Origin of the sequence: Klebsiella sp. 64 (assembly GCF_018223915.1) — a bacterium.
Taxonomy (GTDB): domain Bacteria; phylum Pseudomonadota; class Gammaproteobacteria; order Enterobacterales; family Enterobacteriaceae; genus Klebsiella; species Klebsiella pneumoniae.
This window is the reverse complement of the sequence record NZ_JAGRQZ010000028.1, coordinates 23,978-45,897: the sequence shown is the minus strand read 5'-3', so window position 1 is coordinate 45,897 and position 21,920 is coordinate 23,978. Positions and strand designations below refer to the sequence as shown.

Below are 21,920 nucleotides of genomic sequence, written 5' to 3'. Positions count from 1 at the left end.
GATGATAACAGGAGAGCCCGTTAAAGGCTCTCCTGTGACCCGGTGGCCGCTCAGAGTTGACTGGTGAACGTTCGGGAGATCACATCCTGCTGCTGTTCGCGGGTCAGCGCGTTAAAGCGGACCGCATAGCCGGAGACGCGGATCGTCAGATTCGGATACTGCTCCGGGTGTTCTATCGCATCGAGCAGCTTTTCCCGGTTCAGCACATTGACGTTGAGATGCTGTCCCCCCTCCACCGTCTCCTCGTGGTGGAAGTAGCCGTCCAGCAGGCCCACCAGGTTGTTTTCCTGCGCTGACGGGGCTTTGCCGAGCGCCGCCGGCACGATGGAGAAGGTATACGAGATGCCATCTTTGGCGTAGGTAAACGGCAGTTTCGCCACCGAGGTCAGCGACGCCACCGCCCCTTTCCGGTCGCGGCCATGCATCGGATTGGCCCCCGGAGCGAACGGCGTCCCCGCCCGACGTCCGTCCGGGGTGTTGCCGGTTTTCTGGCCGTATACCACGTTGGAGGTGATGGTCAGGATCGACTGGGTCGGCACCGCCTGACGCCAGGTGGGGAGCGCCTGAATTTTGCGCATAAAGCGCTCCACCAGGTCGCAGGCGATGGCATCGGCCCGATCGTCGTTGTTGCCGTACTGCGGATAGTCGCCTTCAATGACAAAGTCCACCGCCAGCCCGTGGTGATCGCGCACCGGCTTCACCCGGGCGTACTTTATCGCCGACAACGAATCCGCCGCCACCGACAGGCCGGCGATGCCGCAGGCCATCGTGCGGTAGACGTCGCGGTCGTGCAGGGCCATCAGCGCCGCCTCGTAGCTGTACTTATCATGCATGCAATGGATGATGTTCAGCGCGCTGATGTACTGCACCGCCAGCCAGTCCATAAAGTGGTCGAGGCTGGCCATCACGGTGCCGTAGTCCAGCACCTCATCGCGCAACGGTGCGGTTTTCGGCCCCACCTGAATCTTCAGTTTCTCATCCACCCCGCCGTTAATCGCGTAGAGCAGCGTTTTGGCGAGATTGGCGCGGGCGCCGAAGAACTGCATCTGCTTGCCGATCACCATCGGGCTGACGCAGCAGGCGATGGCGTAGTCGTCGCTGTGAAAATCGCTGCGCATCAGATCGTCGTTCTCATACTGCAGCGACGAGGTGGCGATAGAGACCCGGGCGGCATATTTTTTAAACGCCGCCGGCAGCGCTTGCGACCAGAGCACGGTCAGGTTCGGCTCCGGCGCCGGGCCCATGGTGTGCAGAGTATGCAGATAGCGGAAGGTGGTTTTGCTGACCAGGGTGCGACCATCCAGCCCCATGCCGCCCAGCACCTCCGTCGCCCAGATGGGATCCCCGGAGAACAGCGAATCAAATTCCGGGGTGCGCAGGAAACGCACCATGCGGATCTTCATGATGAAGTGATCAATGAGCTCCTGGGCCTGCTCCTCATTCAATAAACCGGCGCGCAGATCGCGTTCGATATAGATGTCGAGGAAGGTAGCCGTGCGCCCCAGCGACATGGCGCCGCCGTTCTGCGACTTCACCGCCGCCAGGTAGGCGAAGTAGAGCCACTGCACGGCCTCCCGGGCAGTGCGCGCCGGGTGAGAGATATCGCAGCCGTAGCGGGCCGCCATCTCCTGCATCTGCAGCAGCGCGCGCCGCTGTTCGGCCAGCTCTTCGCGCAGGCGCAGGGTGGCCTCCAGCGCCTCGCCGCGCTCAAGGGCCGGCTGCAGGTCGGCAAACTGCAGCTCACGTTCGCGGACCAGGTAGCGAATGCCGTACAGCGCCACGCGGCGGTAATCGCCGATGATCCGTCCGCGGCCATAGCCGTCCGGTAGCCCGGTCAGCACCCCGGATTTGCGGCAGCGCAGCATATCCGGGGAATAGACGTCAAAAACGCCCTGATTGTGGGTCTTACGCAGCGCCGTAAACTGATACTCAAAGTCAGGATCCATTTCGCGACCATAGGCCTCGAAGGCGCTTTTGATCATCTTGATGCCGCCAAAAGGATGCAGGGCGCGCTTCAGCGGCTGGTCCGTTTGCAGGCCGACGATCTTTTCCAGCGGCTGGTTGATATAGCCCGCCGCGTGGGCGGTGATGGAGGTGGCGACATTGGTGTCGAAATCCACCGGCGCATGGGTGGCGTTCTCGACGCGGATCCCGGCCATCACCTGCTCCCAGAGGGCGGTGGTCGCTGGCGTCGCGTTAGCGAGGAAAGACTCATCGCCCTCGTAAGGGGTGTAGTTATGCTGAATAAAGTCGCGAACGTCGATCTGCGTTTGCCACGCCGTACCGCGAAAGCCCTGCCAGGCGTCGGCGTATCGTACATCCTGGGTATCGATATCTACTTTCATGAACATCGTCTCTCTACAGAATAAAAAGTCAGGCCAGCGCCGCCGCGGTGTGGATCCGGCCTAAGCGGATCGCATCGAGGGCAATCATGCGCTCTTCATTGGTAGGAATAACCGCGCAGCGCACCCGGCTGCCGTCGGCGGAGATCAGGCGCTCGCCGGCCGAATTGGGCTGCTGATTGCGGGCGGCGTCCATCGCAAGGCCAAAGACCGTCAGCCGTTCGCTCACCAGCCGACGGATCAGCACCGAGTTCTCGCCAATCCCGCCGGTGAAAATAATGCCGTCGAGACGCTGCAGCGCCGCGGCGTGGCCGGCAATATGGCGGGCGATACGATGGACAAAGGTTTTAATCGCCAGGCGGGCGCGGGCATGGCCCTCATGCCACGCCTGCTCCAGCACCCGCAGGTCGGAGGAAAGACCGGAGATCCCCAGCAGGCCGGAGGCGGTGTTGGCTACCCGCTCCAGGTCGCTGAGGGTCTGCCGGGTTTCCCCGGCAATCCACGCCATGGCGCCGAAGTCGACATCGCCGCTGCGGGTGCCCATCATCAGCCCCTCCAGCGGCGTCATCCCCATCGAGGTGTCCACGCTGCGGCCGTTACGCACCGCGCAGATCGAGGCGCCATTGCCCAGGTGGGCGATCACCAGGCCGCTCTCCTGCTCCGGCAACCCGAGCAGCGCCAGGGCGCGCTGGGACACATAGCGGTGCGAGGTGCCGTGGAAACCGTAGCGGCGTACCCCGAGATTCTGGTAATACTCCCACGGCAGACCATAGAGAAAAGCTTCCGGGGCCAGGGTCTGGTGAAAGCTGGTATCAAAGACCGCCACCTGCATCACCTCCGGGAACAGCCGCTGCGCCGAAGCAATGCCGCTGAGACTGGCGTAGTTATGCAGCGGGGCCAGGGACGATACCTGGCGAATGTTATTGATAACCTCCTCGCTAATAATGACCGACTCGGTGAACAGGTCGCCGCCGTGGGCGACGCGGTGGCCAATCAGGGCCACGCTGTCGATGAGGTCGCGTTGGGCTAATGCCCCGGCAATCGCCTGCAGGGCGCCTTCGTAGCCGCGCTGCGCCAGCGCCACCGGCTCGCCGCCGTTGAGCGAGAGAAACGCCCGTTCCGCGTTGATGCCCTCGGCCACGCCGTTGAGCAGGCAGTCGCAGCTGGCGGCGTCCAGGACGGAAAATTTGATTGACGACGAGCCGCAGTTAATCACCAGTACTACCGGAAATTCAGTCATGTTGTACTCCGCGTGGCCTGAGCCGGATTAGAACAGTTTGTAAACGATGTTGAGGATGGTCAGCAGACCGATAGCGGTCACAAAGAGGTTATCGAGACGGCCACGGTATTTGGCCAGCGAAGGCGCTTTACGAATGGCGTACATCGGCAGCAGGCACAGCAGCGAGGCGATAATCGGCGCGCCCATGGCCTCAATCAGGTCGAGGATATTGGGGTTGGCATACGCCACCACCCAGGTCGATCCCATGATGAACACCATGCTCAGGGTATTGAGCTTGCCGCTGGAGACCCGGGTTTTATCCCCTTTATAGCCAAAGCGCAGGATCAGACCGTTCAGCCCTTCGAGCGTGCCGAGATAGTGGCCGAAAAACGATTTGAAGATGGCCACCAGGGCGATGATCGACGCGCCATACTCCAGCAGGGTGGCAAAGGTGGATTTGGTGCCCGACATCGAGGCAAAGTGGTTCGCCAGATAGGAGAGCACCGGGATATTCTGCGCCTTGGCGTCCGCCATGTTCTGCGGTGAGAGGGTAAACAGGCAGCTGAAGGCGAAGAACATCACCACCGCCACCATCAGCATGCTGGCCCGGGAGATGATCTGTGAGCATTTGCGTTCGGTATACTCGCGGCCAAACTGCGCTTCATACTCTTCGCGTTTGGAGACCACAAACGAGGAGACGATCGGCGAGAAGTTGAAGGAGAACACCATGATGGAGATGCCCAGCCATACCGTCACCAGAATGCCGTCGTGACCGGTTAAGGCGATATCGCTGAGGTTGACCTGGTCAATCACCGCGCTATTCCAGTAGGGGATCAGGGACAGGGAGATCACCACCAGGCTGGCGATAAACGGCCACACCAGATAGCTCATCACCTTGACCATCAGGTCTTTACCAAACCAGATGACAAACGCCATCAGCAGCAGCAGGAGCAGCGCCACCACCCCGCGGTTGAGAGCCGGCATCTGCAGCTGGTTCTCCCAGAAAGTCATAAAGGTATTGGTGATCGTGACGCCATAAATCCACAGCAGTGGGCAGATGGCGAAGAAGTACAGAAAGGTGATCACCACCCCGCCGGTTTTGCCAAAATGCTCTTCCACCGTTTCGGTGATATTGCCGGAGGGGTTAGCCCCCGACAGGCATAGCCGGGCCAGCGCCCGATGGCAATAAAAGGCGATGGGATAGGCCAGCACCAGCATCACCAGGATCGGGATCAGCCCGCCGAAGCCGGCGCGGATCGGGAAAAACAGCACCCCGGCGCCGATAGCGGTGCCAAACAGGCCCAGGGTCCAGGTGGTGTCAGATTTACGCCAGGACGAAAGGCTTGTCTGGCTGGATGCAATGCTCTCAGTCGTACTCATATCCTGTCCTCACTTATGTATTGAATTAAGCGTCAACAAAACCGGTAATTTGCGATACCCGGGAGAGATCGATATTGCCCCCGGAAATCAGGCTGACCGTTTTGCGGTTCTGGATATAGCTGTCGAGTTTGCCGCTTAATAACGCGGCGCAGGCTAACGCCCCGGCCCCTTCGGTGATCACTTTATTGCGCTGAATTAAGGCGACCATGCTCTGGCGAATGTCATCCTCACTCACCAGGACGATGTCATCCACCAGCTGGCGGGCGATTTCATAGGTCAGTTTCCCCGGGCGGGCGACGTCGCAACCATCGGCTAAGGTGCCGGCGTGGCGATGGCTGGTGATTTCCCCGGCATACCAGGAGGCGGCCATGCCGTGAACATTCTCCGACTGCACGCCGATAATGCGGATTGTCGGGTTAATGGATTTAATCGCAATCGCGATACCGGCAATTAAGCCGCCGCCGCCAATGGGCACGATGACATTATCCACGTCATACAGATCTTCTAATATTTCGAGTCCAATCGTCCCCTGCCCGGCGATAACCTGCGGGTCGTCATAGGGGGGAATAAAAATGCGGCCCTCAAGTTCAACAATATCGCTGGCTTTGGCGAGGGTATCGTTAAAATTATCGCCATGTAGCACCACTTCCGCCGAATAATCACAGGTGGCGGCAACTTTCGATTTCGGCGCCCCTTTCGGCATCACCACTTTCCCGTCGATGCCGAGCATGGCGCAGGAGAGCGAGACGCCCTGGGCGTGGTTGCCCGCTGAGCAGGCCACCACCCCTTTGCGTTTTTCCGCCGCGGTTAAACCGCACAGTTTATTAAAGGCGCCGCGAATTTTAAATGAACCCGTGCGCTGCATATTTTCGAATTTAAGAAATATTTCGCCCTGGCAGCGCTCGCTAAAATAATTCGAACGGGGCATGCCTGTTTTATATATTTTTCCCGCGAGGCGTTGTTTCGCTTCGAGAATATCGTCAATAGATACCGGAAGATCGTAGGTAATATGCATTATGGCCTCTGTATCTTAATATAAAGTCAATGACCGGGCGTCATCCTGCTGATAACAGCGAGGACGTGTGTTGGATTATTTAACGACTTTCAGTTACGCAATAATTTGTAATGGCTGCCAGTGGCGGTTGCCCTGCCCCGAGGAATAGTGTTTCGCCATCTCCACCAGCGACGCCGCGGCGGTTTTTAACCGGTAATTTTTCGACCATACCGCCGCATAGCGCGCCACCGGCAAGGCCTCTTTAATGGGGATGGTGACAAACTGGCTCGAGCCAAACGGCGTGGTCATGTCGCAGGGGATCACCGTCAGAAAATCGGCATTGAGCACCAGGTTATAGATCGTCACCACCGAATCGGTATTAACGATATTTTCACGGCGGATACCGCTGCGCTGCAGGGTGGTCAGCAGTTCGCTGTAGTAGCCCATATTGGTCTCCGGCAGCACCCACTGCTCGTGCTGGAGCGAGGCCAGGCGGACGGTGCCGTTGCCGATCCGCGCCCGGTTCGCCACCAGCACAAACTCAGACTCAAACAGCGGCTCGACGTGCAGGTCCTGCAGTTTCATCTCATCGCTCAGCGTCCCGATGGCGAAGTCGAGGCGCCCGTCGCGGATTGCCGGCAAAAAGGCGGAGAGCTGCGCCTCATACATCGAGACCCGCGCCTTGGGGAAAGTCATTTTAAACTGATGCACCATCTCCGACATAAAGGTAAACCCGACCAGCGAAGGGAAACCAAAGGAGACATCCACCACCGCGCTGTTGGTCAGAGCATTCATTTCATTGACCATATTTTTCATTTCACGGGTGATCGCTTCTGACCAGTTGAGAAATACCTGCCCGGCCTCGGTGAGCGAGACGCCGGTATTTCGCCGGACGATTAATTCGCTGCCAAAATAACTCTCCATGTCGCCAATAATTTTACTGACCGCCGGCTGAGTGAGTCCTAACGCTTTTGCTCCGGCCCCGATTGACCCGCTGCGGATCACTTCCTGGAAAACTACCAGATGCTGTGTTTTAGGCAGAGAAAAAGTATTCATCGCGTCTCACTTTCATTCCTTTGTTGACGGCGGAAAGTGTAACAAATCGCAATTGCCGGGTTATGTGAGAGCTCTCACAAAGGCTCCGCCGCGGCGGATAAGCAGGATCCACGAGCCAGGATAAGTAAAGTAAAATCAATATATTAAAAGCATCATGAACGCTATTTGCGCGCCTTTTGCCGTGGCCGAATGCGGGGATAAAAATAATTGATGGCGATAACATCGACGGCGAAATGGCGATAAAAAATACGCCTTTTGTACGTTATTCGACCCGCGCTATCAGGGTGAGAAGAAAGCCGAAAATTAAATTAATGCTGTAAAGAATAAAAAGCAGACGTAATAAACGCCATTATTTAACGACAAGCCGGTCGGGCATCACATTTTATCCCCGGCGGTTGGGGAAAATGCACGGTCATTATTTACACCAAAGAAACATTAAATTCACAATTTTTCTTTTGGGTCGCGATAGGCAGCGATCTTTTTTCCGCCATAGCGCAGTTGGTCATACTTTGATTAAAATCAACCCTGGTAATTTATCTTTTACGACGGCCATTGGAGAGTCATTTGTGTTGCCGATCACAAATCCATAAAACAACGACCCGGCCTATCGTGAAGAGATGATCCCGCGGCTGCGCCAGCAGCTTAACGAGCAGCTGATGAGCGACCAGCTGGCTGTCGACCTGCTCTCTTCCTATCTGCGAATGGATCTCAGCGCCCAGCCGTGGGACCAGCCGCTATAGCCCGCCCCGGCGCAGATCGCTGGCCCGGGCATTTCGCCTATAGCTGGCTGACCCCCAGCGCCGCGGCCTCATCCCGCCACGCCAGCAGCGGCGCATAGGCCTCCCGCGACATATCGCTATAGCCGCAGATCAGCAAGGCGTCGCACAGGGAACGATAGCGATCATCGCTTACCAGCTGCTGGAGCGCCTCGCGCAGGCTATTCAGCGTTGCCGCCGGGGTGGCGCCGGCGGTGATCAGCGGCAGCCCTGGCGCGGCCGGGCTCCAGCCGATCGCCACCAGGCCAGCCAGAGCCTGCGGCTGATGGCGCTGCAGCAGAGCGTAGGTCACGCAGTCGATAGCGGCGATATCGGCGTTTTCCTGCTGCAGTTCGCGCAGCGATTGCCGATGGCTGCCGCTGAACATCACCGCTGAAAAAAAACGCCCCTCCCGGGAGAGCGGCGCGACCATTTTACGCAGTACGTTGTAGCCGGACTGCGAGTGCTCGGCATTGCACACCGCCCGACGGCCAAAAAAGTCCCCCAGCATCCGGTGACTATCCGCTTCGCGGACCACCAGCAGGCTGCGATAGCGGCGCCCTTCGCAACCGGGCGCAGCGTAGTGGAAGCAGCCCACCGTCTGCACCTCCGGCAATTGGGTCACCAGCGGGTAGCCACAGGTCTGGCTCAGCAACAGCGTCGGCTGGCGCCAGTGAGCCAGCAGATCCCCGGGGTCAGCCGCCGGAGGGTCCCCCGCCACCATCACGCCGCGTTCGTCCAGCAGCGACTGCACCGCCTGCCACAGGGCCTGGGTCTGTTGACGGTGGATGGCATACATCGGAAAAGTCATGCGTTCAGCCATATTCTCCTCCCGCCTGCGCCTGCTCGCCAAAGCCCGGATGGGCGTTCACCGCTACCGCCCGGCGGCTAAAATGGCGTCGCCACTCGCCGTACCCGCGCACCAGGAACCCCTGATTACGCTGCAGATACGCCGCCTGGCGATGCAGATACAGTTGACGTAAAGCGTACCAGGGGACCCCTGGCAGATCATGATGCACCGCATGGTAGTTGAGATTGAGGAACAGCGCCCGCCAGGGGAGCCCGGCCTCGTTGATCACCGAGCGGGCCAGCGGGTCATCCGCGGCGCGGTGTTCGAGAAAAGAGCGTACTTTGGTCAGGGCCAGCGCCGGGTAGCTCACCGCCAGCACAAACCACAGCGGAGAAAAACCCTGCGCCGCCATCCAGGTCAGCAGGCCCGTCAGCAGCAACAGATGCAGACTCCACATGGCGATAGCGCGGCGGTCGCCCTCGCGGAAAGCCCGCAGCGCGCTGTTCAGGGTGTGAATAATATCCATCATCGGCGCCAGCAGCAGACGCCCCCAGAAGGTGTTGCGCAGGTGGATAAGGCGGCGCTGCCAGGCTGAGAAGCGCTGCCAGCTTTCCGCCGTTACGTAGTACGATTCGGGGTCATCCTCAGGGTGCGTCAGCAGATGGTTGCGATGGTGCGCCAGGTGGCTGTCGCGGTAGACGCCATAGGGATACCAGACCGCCAGCGGCAGCGTCCCCAACAGCTGGTTAAACCATGCCAGCCGGGTGGGATGCCCATGGATCAGCTCATGCTGTAAGGACATATACCAGGCGGTAAACCAGATCAACAGCAGCGTGGCCGGAAACAGTCCCAGCGTCCGCCAGCCCGCCACGCAGGCAAACCAGCCGCCGTAAACCGTCACAATCAGCAGCCAGGTCGGCAGCTCGCTGCGCCACAGCCAGCTGCGCGCCAGCTGGCGGATCAGGATGCGCTGTTGGTCATCCACATAGACAGCCGTCTTCTTTTCCGTCACTTCCGATACCTTGCCGTGTTGCCTCATTCCCACCGAAGATGTGAGATAACACGTTAAATAACAAAGTATTTAATTGACTTAGCTTTGCCAAAAAGCGCGTTTGTGTTCAACAGGGCAAAGAGAATACCGTCCATGGCGCAACAGGTTGGCGGTGTTTAAACAGGTCCATCGCCCGGCGGCGCCGCTTTTGTGCCGGGCGGCGGCGACGCCTTGCCCGGCCTACGATCCGTGCGGCCTGTCGTTAATTTATTTACCGCTATTGCTGAAATTTTACCGCCAGGTCGAGGATACTTAAGGACTCCAGCGCCTTACCCGCCTTCGCGCCGACGATACCGGCGGAGCGTCACAGCGACTACTCCTCTTCCCGCTCCGCTGGCGCCCAGGTCGGCAGAGTCTGGAAGGTGTGCAACAGCCCTTCGGACCACGCCTTGCGAATGCGGTTGAAGTAGGGATCGCTGTCGGTGATGCGATGCTGCCCGGCACTGCTGAAGCTGCCGCTGCGGTAGAGCAGCGTATCCAGCGGCAGGCCGACGGACAGATTACTGCGCAGCGTCGAGTCAATGGAGATCAACGCGCAGCACATCGCCTGCTCCAGCGGCGTGTCGATGGTCAGCACCCGATCGATGATCGGTTTGCCGTATTTGCTTTCGCCAATCTGGAAATAAGGCGTGTCGCGGGTGGCTTCAATAAAGTTGCCCTCCGGATAAATATGGAACAGACGATGGGTTTCGCCGGCGATCTGGCCGCCAAGCAGCAGGTTGCAGTTGAAGTTGGTGTTACTGCAGGTCTGCTGGTTGCTGCTGTCGCGCTGGATCACCTCCAGCAGCGTTTTACCGATCAGCATCGCGGCGTCGTAGAGGGAAGTGACCTGCATCAGATTCGGCTCCTGCTGGGTACGGATGCGCGCGCTGAGCAGGCTTATCACGCTCTGGGTGGTGGCCAGATTGCCGGCGGATTGCAGCACCAGCACCCGTTCCCCCTCCTGATGGAAAACGTGCAGCTTTTTAAAAGTGGCAATATGGTCGACGCCCGCGTTGGTGCGGGAGTCGGAAGCAAACACCAGTCCATCCGCCAGGCACATGGCCACACAGTAGGTCATTGCGGTTATTCCCGTATTATTGCTGCTGCGCCTGCTGGCTGTGTTCGCGCACTTCAGCGTTAGTTAACATAATCTCCCCGCCGCCGCCCAGCCGGGTGCCCCGTACCGGGCAGGCGTCGAGATAATCCAGCCCGGTCGCCAGCCGTAAATGCTGATTCAGGCGACGGGTATTATTGGTGATATCAAACGACAGCCAGCGGCCGTCGAGCCAGACTTCCGCCCAGGCATGCATCGCCACATGCTGGGCGTTATCGCTGTAGACATAGCCGCTGACGTAGCGCGCCGGGATCTCCAGCGCGCGGCAGCAGGCGAGAAAAACATGGGTATGATCCTGGCACACCCCCTTCGCGCGGGCGAAGGCGTCGGCGGCGGAGTCCTGCACCTGGGTCGCGCCGGGGGAGTATGGCATTCTTAACAGCAGATCCGCCATCAGTTGATTCAGACTCTCTTCCGCCGCATCGGGACGATAGAGGCGCTGGGCAAACTCACGGATCGCCGTATCGGCGCGGGTTAGCGGCGTACAGCGCAGAAAAACCAGCGGCGACAGCAGCTCGGCCTCTTCATCACGCGTCTCCTCCCCTTCGTCGGCGATATCGACAATCCCGCTGGCGCGGATGGTGATCTCCTTGTGCGGGTTATCCAGCGTCAGCACATGCAGCACATTGCCCCAGCCGTCGGTAGTGGTCACCGCCGCGCCGTCCGGCAGGGTCAGCGTCCAGGCGGTGATCGTCTGCCGGGCGGTACTGCGCGGCGTCAGGCGCAGATACTGGGTGGAAAACTTCACTTCTTCATCGTAGCCATAGCGGGTGAGATGATCGATGACCAGTTTCATAAGGCCTCCAGATAGGTTTGTCTGATGCTGTCGGACAGCGCGTTAATTCTCGCCAGCAGCCCGTTAAGGGTGGTCTGCAGGTCCGCCTGCGCCAGGTCGTCACGGGTGCTGAAGCGCAGATCAACGTTGAGCTGATGGGCGAGGCGCAGCGGTTGATAGGAGCGGTCGTTAGCGATCTTCTCCAGCTCGCCCACCAGATCGGCAATGCTGGCGCGCAGCGAACGCGGAATATCGTTCCGCAGGATCAGCAGCTCCATCACCGTTTCGCGACTGACCGGCTGGCGGTAGAGGCTGTTGTAGGCTTCGCGGGCGCTGACCGCATTGAGCAGGGTATCCAGCCGGTAGTATTCCCGCACCGGATCCGGGTCGTTGGTCAGCTGTTGATCCTTAATCAGCAGCAGCTGGGTGGTGGCGAAGGCGCGCTCAATCAGGGTGCCGATACCGATAAAACTCAGGGCGTCGTTGCGCAGCAGCGTGCCGATCACTGCCCCGCGAAACAGATGCACCCGCTCTTTCACCCACTCAAAAAAGCCGTCGCTCCCCAGCTCGCCCAGCCCCTGCTGGCGGAGGGTCCGCAGCTCAATGCGGGTGGCATTGATGCTCTCCCACACTTCGGCCGACAGACTGCCGCGCACCGCGTGCGCGTTGTTCCACGCCATCTCCACGCAGCTGTAAATACTGCAGGGGTTGTTGCCATCAAGGGCAAAAAAGTTGAGCAGATTGCTCATGGTAAAGCGGGCATGGCGCGCCTGAAACAACTCGTGGGTCATCGACAAATTCAGCGGTAGCGCCAGATCCCGCGACTGCTGGCTGTGGCGGGGGATCATTGATAATTTCCAGGTCACGTCCAGCACCCGGGCGTAGCTCTCCGCCCGCTCGAGATAGCGGGCCATCCAGAACAGTTCACTCGCCGTACGACTTAGCATGATGCGTCATCCTCCATCACCCAGGTATCCTTGGTTCCGCCGCCCTGCGACGAGTTGACCACCAGCGACCCTTCGGTGAGGGCCACGCGGGTCAGGCCGCCGGGCACCAGCCGCATCTCCTGCCCGGACAGCACGTAGGGCCGTAAATCGATATGCCGCGGCGACAGACCTTCCTCAACGAAGGTGGGGCAGGTCGACAGCGCAAGGGTGTCCTGGGCGATATAGTTGGCCGGATTGGCCAGCAGGCGCTGGCGGAAGGCCTCCCGCTCCTCTTTAGTCGAACGCGGGCCAACCAGCATGCCGTAGCCCCCGGCGCCATGGACCTCCTTGACCACCATCAGCTCGAGATTGCTCAGCACGTAGCGCAGGTCCTCCGCTTTCCGGCACTGCCAGGTGGGGATATTGCTGAGGATCGGCTGTTCGCCGAGGTAAAAGCGGATCATCTCCGGGACGTACGGATAGATCGATTTGTCGTCAGCCACCCCGGTGCCGATGGCGTTGGCCAGCACTACGCCGCCGGCGCGATAGACGGACAGCAGCCCCGGGACGCCGAGCATCGAATCGGCGCGGAAGGCCAGCGGGTCGAGCCAGGCGTCGTCGATGCGGCGATAAATCACATCCACCCGCCGCGGCCCCTCGGTGGTGCGCATATACACCGCGCCGTTTTTAATAAACAGATCGGCGCTCTCCACCAGCTCGACCCCCATCTGCTGCGCCAGGAAGCTGTGCTCGAAGTAGGCGCTGTTGAAGCGACCCGGGGTCATCACCACGACGCAGGGATCATCCACCAGCGAGCTTTCGCGCAGGGTCTGCAGGAGGTAGCTCGGGTAGCGCTCCACCGGCGCAATATGATGCTGCTCGAACATCTCCGGATAGAGGCGCATCATCATCTTACGGTTTTCGAGCATGTAGGAGACGCCGGACGGCGTGCGCAGATTATCCTCCAGCACGTAGTACTGACCGTCGTTATTGCGCACCATATCGACGCCGGTGATATGGGCATAGGTATTGTTTGGCAGGTTGATGCCCTGCATGCACGGCTGATACTGCTCGTTGGCCAGCACCTGCTCGGCCGGGATCAGCCCCGCGCGCAGGATATTCTGCTCATGATAGATGTCATAGAGGAAGGCGTTCAGCGCTTTCACCCGCTGGCGTATACCGCGGTCAATGCGCTGCCACTCCCCGGCGGGTATGATCCGCGGCACGCTATCAAACGGGATCAGCCGCTCGGTTCCCTCATCCTCGCCATACACGTTAAAGGTGATGCCGATACGGTGAAAAAGCAGTTCCGCTTGCGCTTTTTTCTGCCGGATAGAGAATTGATCGGTGTTGCGAAACCATTGCCACCAGGCATTATAGTGCGGCCGCTGTTCACCCTGCGCGGTCAGCATCTCGTCATAATAATGCCCGTCAGGTAGCGTAATTTTAATCATGGCTATCCCCTCCGGTTGTACTCACTTTGTGGTAATCCCGCTAAGAGATAAGCATTAATTATGCCAGGTCCTCTGCCGCCGCGGCGTTGTGCAAATCGGTTCAGCCCCGCCGTCTGGTTGTGCAAAAAATCGCCAAAACAGCCGCCCGCGCCCGGCGGCGGCTGCACCGTCGTGAGGCAGGGCGACGTTTTTTGCGCCATCGTGGACGCCAGCGCCCTCAGCCAGGCGGCCCAGCCCGCGGCGGTCTCAGGAGACCTGGCAGGTAAATCCTCTGTTTTCACGCAAAATGTTACCCCTGACACGCGCAGCGGCAGATATTCGTCTAAGGTTTTTGGATGGCCAAACGTCGTGGCCCGCAGTCGATAATGATAAGGAGAACTCCCCATGACGAGTACTGATGCACGTCGTCCCGCTGCTTTGCCCTGTTCCCTGCGCCTGGCGATCGGCGGCGCTCTGATCGCCCTGATGAGCCTGAACGCTCAGGCGGAAGACGGCAAAACCGCGCCGCCCCCCTCGCCGGATATTCTGCTGGGCCCGCTGTTCAATGATGTCCAGAGCGCGAAGCTGTTTGCCGATCAGAAAACCTTCGCCGACGCTATCCCTAACAGCGATCCGCTGATGATCCTTGCCGATTACCGGATGCAAAAAAACCAGGCCAGCTTCGACCTGCGCCACTTCGTCGAACTGAACTTCACGCTGCCGAAAGAGAACGACACCTATGTGCCGCCCAAAGGGCAAACTCTGCGTCAACATATCGATGGCCTGTGGCCGGTCCTGACCCGCAGCACCGTCGAGGTGGAAAAATGGGACTCGCTGCTGCCGCTGCCTAAGCCCTACGTGGTGCCCGGAGGACGTTTCCGCGAAGTCTATTACTGGGACAGCTATTTCACCATGCTGGGTCTTGCCGAAAGCGGTCACTGGGATAAAGTCGAGGATATGGTCGCCAACTTCGCCGCGGAAATTGACGCCTGGGGCCATATCCCCAACGGCAACCGCACCTATTATCTCAGCCGTTCGCAGCCCCCCTTCTTCTCCTTTATGGTGAGCCTGCTGGCGACGCACGATGGCGACCAGGTGCTGAAAACCTACCAGCCGCAGCTGGAGAAAGAGTATCGCTACTGGATGGCCGGAGCGGACGCGCTGGCTCCCGGCAGCGCCGACAAACGGGCGGTGCGGATGGCGGACGGCGCGCTGCTCAACCGCTACTGGGACGATAGCGACACCCCGCGTCCCGAGTCCTGGCTTGACGACGTCAAAACCGCCAAAAGCAACCCGAATCGTCCGGCAACCGAGATCTATCGCGACCTGCGCTCCGCCGCCGCCTCCGGCTGGGATTTCAGCTCCCGCTGGATGGACAATCCGCAGCAGCTCGCCACCATTCGCACCACCTCGATTGTCCCGGTCGATCTCAATGCCCTGATGTTCCATCTGGAGAAAACCCTCGCCCGCGCCAGCAAGGCATCCGGGGACAGCGCTGGCGCTACGCAGTACGATGCGCTGGCTAACGCCCGCCAGCAGGCCATCGAGAAATACCTGTGGAATGATAAAGAGGGATGGTACGCCGACTTCGATCTGAAAAGCCACAAGGTGCGCAATCAACTGACCGCGGCGGCGCTGTTCCCGCTGTACGTTAATGCCGCGTCACGCGAGCGGGCGACGAAAGTGGCCGCCGCCGCCGAGTCGCGCCTGCTTAAACCCGGCGGGCTGACCACCACCACCGTCAACAGCGGCCAGCAGTGGGACGCTCCCAACGGCTGGGCGCCGCTGCAGTGGGTGGCGGTCGAGGGGCTGCAAAACTATGGTCAGCAGAAGATCGCCATGGAGGTCACCTGGCGCTTCCTGACCAACGTGCAGCATACCTATGACAGTAAGCAAAAGCTGGTGGAGAAGTATGACGTGAGTTCGACCGGCACCGGCGGCGGCGGCGGGGAATATCCGCTGCAGGACGGCTTTGGCTGGACCAACGGCGTCACCCTGAAGATGTTGGATCTGATCTGCCCGCAGGAGAAACCCTGCGATGCGCTGCCCGCTACCCGTCCAGCGACAACCCCTTCACCGCAGGACAAACCTGTTGCGGCGCCCGCCGCTAACGACCCCGCCCCTGCGGAACCGCAAAAGACCGGCTCCTGACGCTTTGCCGCCCCCTACCAAAATCGGTAGGGGGAAGCGGTCTCCCTGGTCACTACCGTCCCGTGCAGACCCATTCTGCGGCTCGCGGGAAACACTTCCCCACCCCCTCGCGTTGAACAGGTCACCTTTTCGCTTGATCGCACAAATACAAACAATAATAATTCGCATTACTTTTTAACGAATAATGACAGATTCGTTTTTCACGCGGCGGCGTACAGGAGTACCAGACCGCGTTGGTTCAGGATGATCTTATGAACGTGGCTATTTCTCGAAAACGCCCGGGGCTGCTGTATGCCCTTGCGGTCGCACTCCCCTTCACCGCGCAAGCCGAAGAGACGGTGGTGGTCACTGCCACCCCGCCGGCGTCCGCCAGCGCGCCGACGGAGGGCTACAGCGCCAGCACCTCGCTCGGGGCGACGAAAACCGACCAGCCGTTAATCACTACCGCCCAGTCGGTGTCGGTGGTCACCCGCCAGCAGATGGCGGATCAGGGGGCGAATACCATCAGCCAGGCGCTGGAATATACCCCGGGGGTCTACTCCAGCTTCGGCGGCGGCGCCACCCGGTTCGACGCCATCTCCCTGCGCGGCTACCACGGCGGCGACGTCGATAACCTGTTCCTCGACGGCATGCGCCTGATGAGCGACGGCGGCAGCCATAACGTACTGCAAATCGACCCGTGGTTTATCGAACGCGTGGATGTGATCCGCGGCCCCTCCTCCGCGCTCTACGGGCAGAGCGTGCCGGGCGGCGTGGTCAACCTGACTTCCAAACGTCCGCAGTTCAGCCAGCAGGGCCACATCCGCCTGACCGGCGGCACGCAAAATACCAAAGGCGCGGCCTTCGATTACACCGACGCCATCAATGACCAGTGGGCATGGCGGCTGATCGGGATGACCCGCAGCAGCGACACGCAGTATGACCATACCCGCGAAGAGCGCTACGCGATTTCGCCTTCCCTGCTGTGGCAGCCGGACAGCGACACCTCGCTGCTGCTGCGCGCCTATCTGCAAAAAGATCCTTCCGGCGGCTACCACGGCTCTTTGCCGCTGGACGGCACCCGCTACGCGCACAATGGCCGTAAGCTCTCCCCCAGCACCAACGAAGGCGATCCGGGAGATGGCTATCAGCGCCGCCAGCAGATCTACAGCTATGAGTTTGACCACCAGTTCACCGACGTCTGGTCGGTCTATTCCGCCGGGAGCTACACCCATACCAACGTCTCCCTCGATCAGGTCTACCAGGTCGGCTGGATAGATGACAGCGACATGCTGGCCCGCGGCTACAGCGGTTCGCGCGGTTCGCTGGACGGCTGGTCAACCGATAACCGCCTGCGCGCCGATTTCAATACAGGCGACCTGGCGCACACCCTGATCCTCGGCGCCGAATATCATCGCTTCCGTAACGACCTGTGGACCGGCGCCGGCGGCGCGGCGCCCCTTAACCCGTTTAGCGGCTATACCGCGCAGACCGGACATACCGTCACCTACAGCGACGACAATAATCGCCGCTATTACCAGACCGGGCTGTATCTGCAGGATGAGATGGTCTGGAACCGCTGGCATGTGGATGTTTCCGCCCGCTACGACCGCATCGTTTCCCAGCAGGTCAGCGATACCCAGGGGACCTCAAACCGCCGTTCAGACGACCATATCAGCGGCCGCGCCTCGCTGTTGTACGCCCTGGACAACGGTCTGTCGCCCTACCTGAGCTACAGCCAGGCGATCACTCCGGCGATGCTGCCGGGCGCGGACGGCAAACCGTTGAAACCGACCACCGCCGAACAGGTTGAAGCCGGCCTGAAGTTCCAGCCGCCGGGCAGCAGCGATCTCTATAGCATCGCGATTTACGACCTGACGCAAAAGGATGTCGCCACTCGCGACCCGAACATCGCCACCGCCACCTATATTCCGGCGGGTAAGGTCCATTCCCAGGGCGTTGAGCTGGAAGCGCACCACCAGATCACCCCGCAGCTGAGTACTATCGCCTCGTATACCTGGAATCGTCTGCGTTTCCAGGACACCAAAGACGGGACCGACAATAACACGCCGCAGCTGTCCCCGGATCAGATGGCCTCCTTCTGGGCGCGCTATCAGTTCCCGGCGGGGATCTCCGTTGGCGCCGGCGTCCGCTACATCGGTAAACAGTGGGCGGATGATGCCAACACCGCGCGGCTGCCGTCGGTCACGCTGATGGACGCCATGATGCGGGCCGACCTCGGCGTCTGGTCGCCAACGCTGAAAGGCGCTTATGTGCAGGTTAACGCCAACAATATCGGCGACCGCGAGTATATTTCCGGCTGCTATGGCACCGGCAACTGTTACTGGGGAGCAGAGCGCAGCGTTATAGCCACCGTGGGCTACGATTTCTGAGGACGTGGCCTCCGGGAGACTACCGGAGGCCAAACGAGGGATTACATGGCGTCCAGCGCTTTCTGTAGTTTCCAGATATAGCGCGGCGCCTGCGGTGCCGGGTGTTTTTTCACCACATGTTCGAAGAACTCATCGGCGTCGAGATCGTTAATCTCCTCGATGGCGTCCTGGCGGTTCGAGGAGAAGGTACGCAGCAGCGCGCCAGCGCCGTTGGCATAGGAGACCACCACCGCATAGCGCATCACCTGCGGGTCTTTGATCCCCGCCAGCGGACCGTTCTCCAGAATGCTCAGATAGGCGGCCCCCATCGAGATATTACGTTCCGGGTTTTTCAGCTCACTGACCGACGGCTCGCCGCGCCACCCCATCCGCCGATAGACATCGCGTCCGGAGGTCGACGGCTTGAGCTGCATCAGCCCGACGGCGCCGGATTTACTCACCACCGCAGGATTACCGCCCGACTCGATGGCGATGATCGCCGTGATCAGCTGCGGATCCACGCCCCAGGCGGCGCCGGCTTTTTCACTGATCGGCATCCACTGCATCGCCCGCTTCACCGGGACCTCAGGGTTCCACGGCGGATTGGTGTAATCATGTTTCGAACTACAACCGGCCAGAAAAACGACTAAAATAAGCAACCATCTCAATTTCACACATCTATCCTTATCTACCCAAACGCCATCATGCTACAGAACGACGGCCGCGGTACGTCTCCCGCCTGCCGACAACCTGAAGGATGACGGGTGCGGACTGAAGTTAGCCACCTGGAGATGACAATCGCCATTCCAGGCGGCATCATAACCCTTTCATTCATAGCAAGGAATTATCATGTCTCAGTTTTATCTGGTCGCGCCATCCGGTTATTGCATCAACCAGCAGGCGGCAGCCCGCGGCGTCGAGCGTCTGCAGCAGGCCGGACACGAGGTGGCCCACCAGCAGGTCATTCCCCGCCGGCAGCAGCGTTTCGCCGGGACTGAACATGAACGGCTGGCCGATATTAACCAGCTGGCCCAGTTGCCCGGCCGCAACCGGATCGTCCTCGCCGTGCGCGGCGGCTACGGCGCCAGTCGCCTGCTGCCGCATATCGACTGGCAGGGACTGGTTGCCCGCCAGCAGCGCGACCCGCTGCTGATTTGCGGCCACAGCGATTTCACCGCTATCCAGTCAGGCCTGCTGGCCATGGGCAACGTCATCACCTTCAGCGGGCCAATGCTCGCCGGCAACTTCGGCGCGGAGACCCTCGACCCGTTTACCGAGCACCATTTCTGGCAGGCGCTACGCCAGCCGGAATTCACCCTCGAATGGCCGGGCGAAGGGCCGAACTGCCGGGTGGAAGGCACCCTGTGGGGGGGAAATCTGGCGATGCTGACCTCGCTTATCGGCACGCCGTGGCTGCCGGTGGTCCGCGACGGCATCCTGGTGGTGGAGGATATCAACGAGCACCCGTTCCGCGTCGAGCGCATGCTGCTTCAGCTGTTGCACAGCGGCGTGCTGGCGGCGCAGAAAGCGGTGATCTTCGGCAGCTTCACCGGCAGCTCGCCGAACGACTATGACGCGGGATACGATTTGCCGCAGGTCTTTGATTATCTGCGCCAGCAGCTCCCCCTGCCGCTGATTAGCGGACTGGAGTTTGGCCACGAGCAGCGCACGGTGACCCTGCCGCTGGGCGCCCGCGCGCGCCTGGTGAATCAGGCGACGGCCACCACCCTGACGATCGGCGGCCATCCGGTGCTGACAGAATAAATTTCCCGAACGCATAGGCGGATCCCCTGCGAATTGTTAAAATAGTGTCACTTTTAGCCATTTTTTCACGCCAGTCAGGGAGTACGTGAACATTGGACGCCGCTGCGGTCATTAGTCTGTTTATTCTGGGTTCTGTTTTAGTAACCTGCAGTATCTTATTGAGCTCCTTTTCTTCGCGCCTTGGCATCCCGATTCTGGTCATCTTTCTGGCCATCGGGATGCTGGCAGGCATTGACGGCATCGGCGGCATCCCCTTCGACAATTACCCCTTCGCCTATATGGTGAGTAACCTGGCGCTGGCGGTGATCCTACTGGACGGCGGGATGCGCACCCAGGCCAGCTCCTTTCGCGTCGCGCTGTGGCCCGCGCTGTCGCTGGCGACGGTTGGGGTGCTGATCACCTCGGCGCTGACCGGGATGATGGCGGCCTGGTTGTTCAAGCTGGATCTGATCGAAGGCCTGCTGATCGGCGCCATTGTCGGCTCCACCGACGCCGCGGCGGTCTTCTCGCTGCTCGGCGGCAAGGGGCTCAACGAGCGCGTCGGCTCGACGCTGGAGATAGAGTCAGGCAGTAACGACCCGATGGCGGTCTTCCTGACCATCACCCTGATCGAAATGATCCAGCAGCACCAAACCGGCCTCAGCTGGATGTTCGCCGTGCATATCATTCAGCAGTTCGGCCTCGGGATCGCCATCGGCCTCGGCGGCGGCTACCTGCTGCTGCAGATGATTAACCGCATCGTGCTGCCTGCCGGCCTCTATCCGCTGCTGGCGCTGAGCGGCGGGATCATGATTTTTGCCGTCACCACCTCCCTCGACGGCAGCGGTATCCTCGCCGTCTATCTCTGCGGCTTTCTGCTGGGCAACCGGCCGATCCGCAACCGGCACGGCATCCTGCAGAACTTCGACGGCCTGGCGTGGCTGGCGCAGATCGCCATGTTCCTGGTGCTGGGCCTGCTGGTGACGCCCTCCGACCTGCTGCCGATCGCTATCCCGGCGCTGCTGCTGTCGATGTGGATGATATTCATTGCCCGGCCCCTGTCGGTGTTTGCCGGCCTGCTGCCGTTTCGCGGCTTTAACCTGCGCGAACGGGTGTTTATCAGCTGGGTTGGCCTGCGCGGCGCGGTGCCCATTATTCTCGCGGTGTTCCCGATGATGGCCGGCCTGGACAACGCCCGCCTGTTCTTCAATGTCGCCTTCTTCGTGGTGCTGGTGTCGCTGCTGCTGCAGGGCACTTCGCTGTCGTGGGCGGCGAAAAAAGCCAAAGTGGTGGTGCCGCCCATCAGCTGGCCCATCTCCCGCGTCGGGCTGGATATTCACCCGGAAAACCCGTGGGAGCAGTTTGTCTACCAGCTGGGGGCCGATAAGTGGTGCATCGGCGCGGCGCTGCGCGACTTGCACATGCCACCGGAGACGCGGATTGCCGCGCTGTTTCGCAACAATGTCCTGCTGCACCCCACCGGCAGCACCCGCCTGCGGGAAGGCGATATCCTGTGCGTTATTGGTCGGGAGCACGACCTGCCGGCGCTCGGCAAAATGTTCAGCCAGTCGCCGCCGGTGGCGCTCGATCAGCGCTTTTTCGGCGATTTCATTCTTGATGCTGAGGCCCGCTTCGCCGATGTGGCGCAAATCTACGGTCTCGACGGCGGTGAGGAGTTCCGCGAGCATCAGCAGTCGCTCGGGGAAGTGGTGCAGCAGCTGCTGGGCGCGGCGCCGGTGGTGGGCGACCAGGTGGAGTTCGCCGGGATGGTATGGACGGTAGCTGAAAAAGAGAACGATCACGTGCTGAAGGTTGGGGTGCGGGTCGCGGAAGACGAGGCGGAGTGATCCGCCCCGGA

At 60.5% G+C, this 21,920-nt stretch carries 19 protein-coding genes and 1 pseudogene; 7 read left to right on the top strand and 13 right to left on the bottom strand.

Annotated elements, in window-relative coordinates; translation table 11 throughout:
• Positions 1 to 50 precede the first annotated feature (50 nt).
• The 5 genes from pflB to tdcA form a co-directional block, all read right to left on the bottom strand.
• Positions 51 to 2,345 (bottom strand): formate C-acetyltransferase, encoded by a 2,295-nt coding sequence (pflB, locus tag KHQ23_RS19765; protein WP_004200320.1) that lies wholly within the window; start codon positions 2,343 to 2,345, stop codon positions 51 to 53.
• A gap of 28 nt (positions 2,346 to 2,373) precedes the next feature.
• Complete coding sequence (tdcD, locus tag KHQ23_RS19760; RefSeq protein WP_004200321.1) at positions 2,374 to 3,582, bottom strand: propionate kinase; 1,209 nt, start codon at positions 3,580 to 3,582, stop codon at positions 2,374 to 2,376.
• A gap of 27 nt (positions 3,583 to 3,609) precedes the next feature.
• Positions 3,610 to 4,941, bottom strand: coding sequence for a threonine/serine transporter TdcC (gene tdcC / locus KHQ23_RS19755; RefSeq protein ID WP_004200322.1), 1,332 nt, complete (start codon positions 4,939 to 4,941; stop codon positions 3,610 to 3,612).
• 25 nt (positions 4,942 to 4,966) lie between these two features.
• Positions 4,967 to 5,956, bottom strand: coding sequence for a bifunctional threonine ammonia-lyase/L-serine ammonia-lyase TdcB (gene tdcB / locus KHQ23_RS19750; RefSeq protein WP_002910762.1), 990 nt, complete (start codon positions 5,954 to 5,956; stop codon positions 4,967 to 4,969).
• Positions 5,957 to 6,049: 93 nt separating this feature from the next.
• Positions 6,050 to 6,991, bottom strand: a complete 942-nt coding sequence (gene tdcA, locus KHQ23_RS19745) for a transcriptional regulator TdcA (RefSeq protein ID WP_002910764.1) — start codon at positions 6,989 to 6,991, stop codon at positions 6,050 to 6,052.
• A 176-nt stretch (positions 6,992 to 7,167) separates the two neighbouring features.
• Between tdcA and KHQ23_RS19740 the strand changes: the two genes are divergently transcribed.
• Both KHQ23_RS19740 and KHQ23_RS19735 read left to right on the top strand, forming a co-directional pair.
• Positions 7,168 to 7,311: a hypothetical protein gene (locus KHQ23_RS19740; protein WP_004219597.1), complete on the top strand. Its 144-nt coding sequence runs from the start codon at positions 7,168 to 7,170 to the stop codon at positions 7,309 to 7,311.
• Between the two features lie 297 nt (positions 7,312 to 7,608).
• Positions 7,609 to 7,731: a nitrilotriacetate monooxygenase gene (locus KHQ23_RS19735; RefSeq protein ID WP_004145488.1), complete on the top strand. Its 123-nt coding sequence runs from the start codon at positions 7,609 to 7,611 to the stop codon at positions 7,729 to 7,731.
• 37 nt (positions 7,732 to 7,768) lie between these two features.
• On the opposite strand, the gene KHQ23_RS19730 is transcribed toward KHQ23_RS19735, so the two are convergent.
• Both KHQ23_RS19730 and KHQ23_RS19725 read right to left on the bottom strand, forming a co-directional pair.
• Positions 7,769 to 8,569 carry a phosphate/phosphite/phosphonate ABC transporter substrate-binding protein gene (locus KHQ23_RS19730; protein WP_004189318.1) on the bottom strand — a complete coding sequence of 267 codons (801 nt, stop codon included), beginning with the start codon at positions 8,567 to 8,569 and terminating at the stop codon, positions 7,769 to 7,771.
• Positions 8,562 to 9,548, bottom strand: coding sequence for a fatty acid desaturase (locus KHQ23_RS19725; RefSeq protein ID WP_014343225.1), 987 nt, complete (start codon positions 9,546 to 9,548; stop codon positions 8,562 to 8,564). Before KHQ23_RS19725 ends, KHQ23_RS19730 begins: the two co-directional genes overlap by 8 nt.
• 151 nt (positions 9,549 to 9,699) lie before the next feature.
• Between KHQ23_RS19725 and KHQ23_RS19720 the strand changes: the two genes are divergently transcribed.
• Complete coding sequence (locus KHQ23_RS19720; RefSeq protein ID WP_153676868.1) at positions 9,700 to 9,843, top strand: hypothetical protein; 144 nt, start codon at positions 9,700 to 9,702, stop codon at positions 9,841 to 9,843.
• A gap of 57 nt (positions 9,844 to 9,900) precedes the next feature.
• Here KHQ23_RS19720 and KHQ23_RS19715 read toward each other — a convergent pair whose 3' ends face one another.
• The 5 genes and pseudogenes from KHQ23_RS19715 to KHQ23_RS19695 all read right to left on the bottom strand — a co-directional run.
• Positions 9,901 to 10,647: a proteasome-type protease gene (locus KHQ23_RS19715; RefSeq protein ID WP_004175481.1), complete on the bottom strand. Its 747-nt coding sequence runs from the start codon at positions 10,645 to 10,647 to the stop codon at positions 9,901 to 9,903.
• A 16-nt stretch (positions 10,648 to 10,663) separates the two neighbouring features.
• Positions 10,664 to 11,479, bottom strand: coding sequence for a transglutaminase family protein (locus tag KHQ23_RS19710; protein ID WP_002910832.1), 816 nt, complete (start codon positions 11,477 to 11,479; stop codon positions 10,664 to 10,666).
• A complete protein-coding gene (locus tag KHQ23_RS19705; RefSeq protein WP_002910835.1) occupies positions 11,476 to 12,405 on the bottom strand; it encodes an alpha-E domain-containing protein in 930 nt (309 codons plus the stop codon). The genes KHQ23_RS19710 and KHQ23_RS19705 overlap by 4 nt, the downstream gene beginning before the upstream one ends.
• On the bottom strand, positions 12,399 to 13,838 hold the full coding sequence (locus KHQ23_RS19700) for a circularly permuted type 2 ATP-grasp protein (RefSeq protein ID WP_004211064.1): 1,440 nt from the start codon (positions 13,836 to 13,838) through the stop codon (positions 12,399 to 12,401). The genes KHQ23_RS19705 and KHQ23_RS19700 overlap by 7 nt, the downstream gene beginning before the upstream one ends.
• Positions 13,839 to 13,909: 71 nt before the next feature.
• A pseudogene (locus KHQ23_RS19695) lies at positions 13,910 to 14,038 on the bottom strand (biopolymer transporter TonB); the annotation flags it as partial.
• Between the two features lie 184 nt (positions 14,039 to 14,222).
• Between KHQ23_RS19695 and KHQ23_RS19690 the strand changes: the two are divergent.
• Complete coding sequence (locus KHQ23_RS19690) at positions 14,223 to 15,968, top strand: alpha,alpha-trehalase (RefSeq protein WP_032434770.1); 1,746 nt, start codon at positions 14,223 to 14,225, stop codon at positions 15,966 to 15,968.
• 251 nt (positions 15,969 to 16,219) lie between these two features.
• The gene (locus tag KHQ23_RS19685; protein ID WP_032434771.1) at positions 16,220 to 18,340 is read left to right on the top strand and encodes a TonB-dependent siderophore receptor; all 2,121 of its coding nucleotides are present in this window, start codon (positions 16,220 to 16,222) and stop codon (positions 18,338 to 18,340) included.
• A gap of 41 nt (positions 18,341 to 18,381) precedes the next feature.
• Here KHQ23_RS19685 and emtA read toward each other — a convergent pair whose 3' ends face one another.
• Positions 18,382 to 18,993 (bottom strand): membrane-bound lytic murein transglycosylase EmtA, encoded by a 612-nt coding sequence (emtA, locus tag KHQ23_RS19680; protein ID WP_002910846.1) that lies wholly within the window; start codon positions 18,991 to 18,993, stop codon positions 18,382 to 18,384.
• 175 nt (positions 18,994 to 19,168) lie between these two features.
• On the opposite strand from emtA, the gene ldcA reads away from it, so the two are divergent.
• Positions 19,169 to 20,083, top strand: coding sequence for a muramoyltetrapeptide carboxypeptidase (ldcA, locus tag KHQ23_RS19675; protein ID WP_032434772.1), 915 nt, complete (start codon positions 19,169 to 19,171; stop codon positions 20,081 to 20,083).
• 92 nt (positions 20,084 to 20,175) lie between these two features.
• The gene (locus KHQ23_RS19670) at positions 20,176 to 21,909 is read left to right on the top strand and encodes a potassium/proton antiporter (protein ID WP_002910885.1); all 1,734 of its coding nucleotides are present in this window, start codon (positions 20,176 to 20,178) and stop codon (positions 21,907 to 21,909) included.
• The last annotated feature ends 11 nt before the right edge of the window (positions 21,910 to 21,920 follow it).

Coding starts and splice junctions, on each gene's coding strand:
- pflB (WP_004200320.1), bottom strand. CDS start 2,345: ATGAAAGTAGATATCGATACCCAGGATGTACGATACGCCGACGCCTGG.
- tdcD (WP_004200321.1), bottom strand. CDS start 3,582: ATGACTGAATTTCCGGTAGTACTGGTGATTAACTGCGGCTCGTCGTCA.
- tdcC (WP_004200322.1), bottom strand. CDS start 4,941: ATGAGTACGACTGAGAGCATTGCATCCAGCCAGACAAGCCTTTCGTCC.
- tdcB (WP_002910762.1), bottom strand. CDS start 5,956: ATGCATATTACCTACGATCTTCCGGTATCTATTGACGATATTCTCGAA.
- tdcA (WP_002910764.1), bottom strand. CDS start 6,991: ATGAATACTTTTTCTCTGCCTAAAACACAGCATCTGGTAGTTTTCCAG.
- KHQ23_RS19735 (WP_004145488.1), top strand. CDS start 7,609: ATGATCCCGCGGCTGCGCCAGCAGCTTAACGAGCAGCTGATGAGCGAC.
- KHQ23_RS19730 (WP_004189318.1), bottom strand. CDS start 8,569: ATGGCTGAACGCATGACTTTTCCGATGTATGCCATCCACCGTCAACAG.
- KHQ23_RS19715 (WP_004175481.1), bottom strand. CDS start 10,647: ATGACCTACTGTGTGGCCATGTGCCTGGCGGATGGACTGGTGTTTGCT.
- KHQ23_RS19710 (WP_002910832.1), bottom strand. CDS start 11,479: ATGAAACTGGTCATCGATCATCTCACCCGCTATGGCTACGATGAAGAA.
- KHQ23_RS19705 (WP_002910835.1), bottom strand. CDS start 12,405: ATGCTAAGTCGTACGGCGAGTGAACTGTTCTGGATGGCCCGCTATCTC.
- KHQ23_RS19700 (WP_004211064.1), bottom strand. CDS start 13,838: ATGATTAAAATTACGCTACCTGACGGGCATTATTATGACGAGATGCTG.
- KHQ23_RS19690 (WP_032434770.1), top strand. CDS start 14,223: ATGACGAGTACTGATGCACGTCGTCCCGCTGCTTTGCCCTGTTCCCTG.
- KHQ23_RS19685 (WP_032434771.1), top strand. CDS start 16,220: ATGAACGTGGCTATTTCTCGAAAACGCCCGGGGCTGCTGTATGCCCTT.
- ldcA (WP_032434772.1), top strand. CDS start 19,169: ATGTCTCAGTTTTATCTGGTCGCGCCATCCGGTTATTGCATCAACCAG.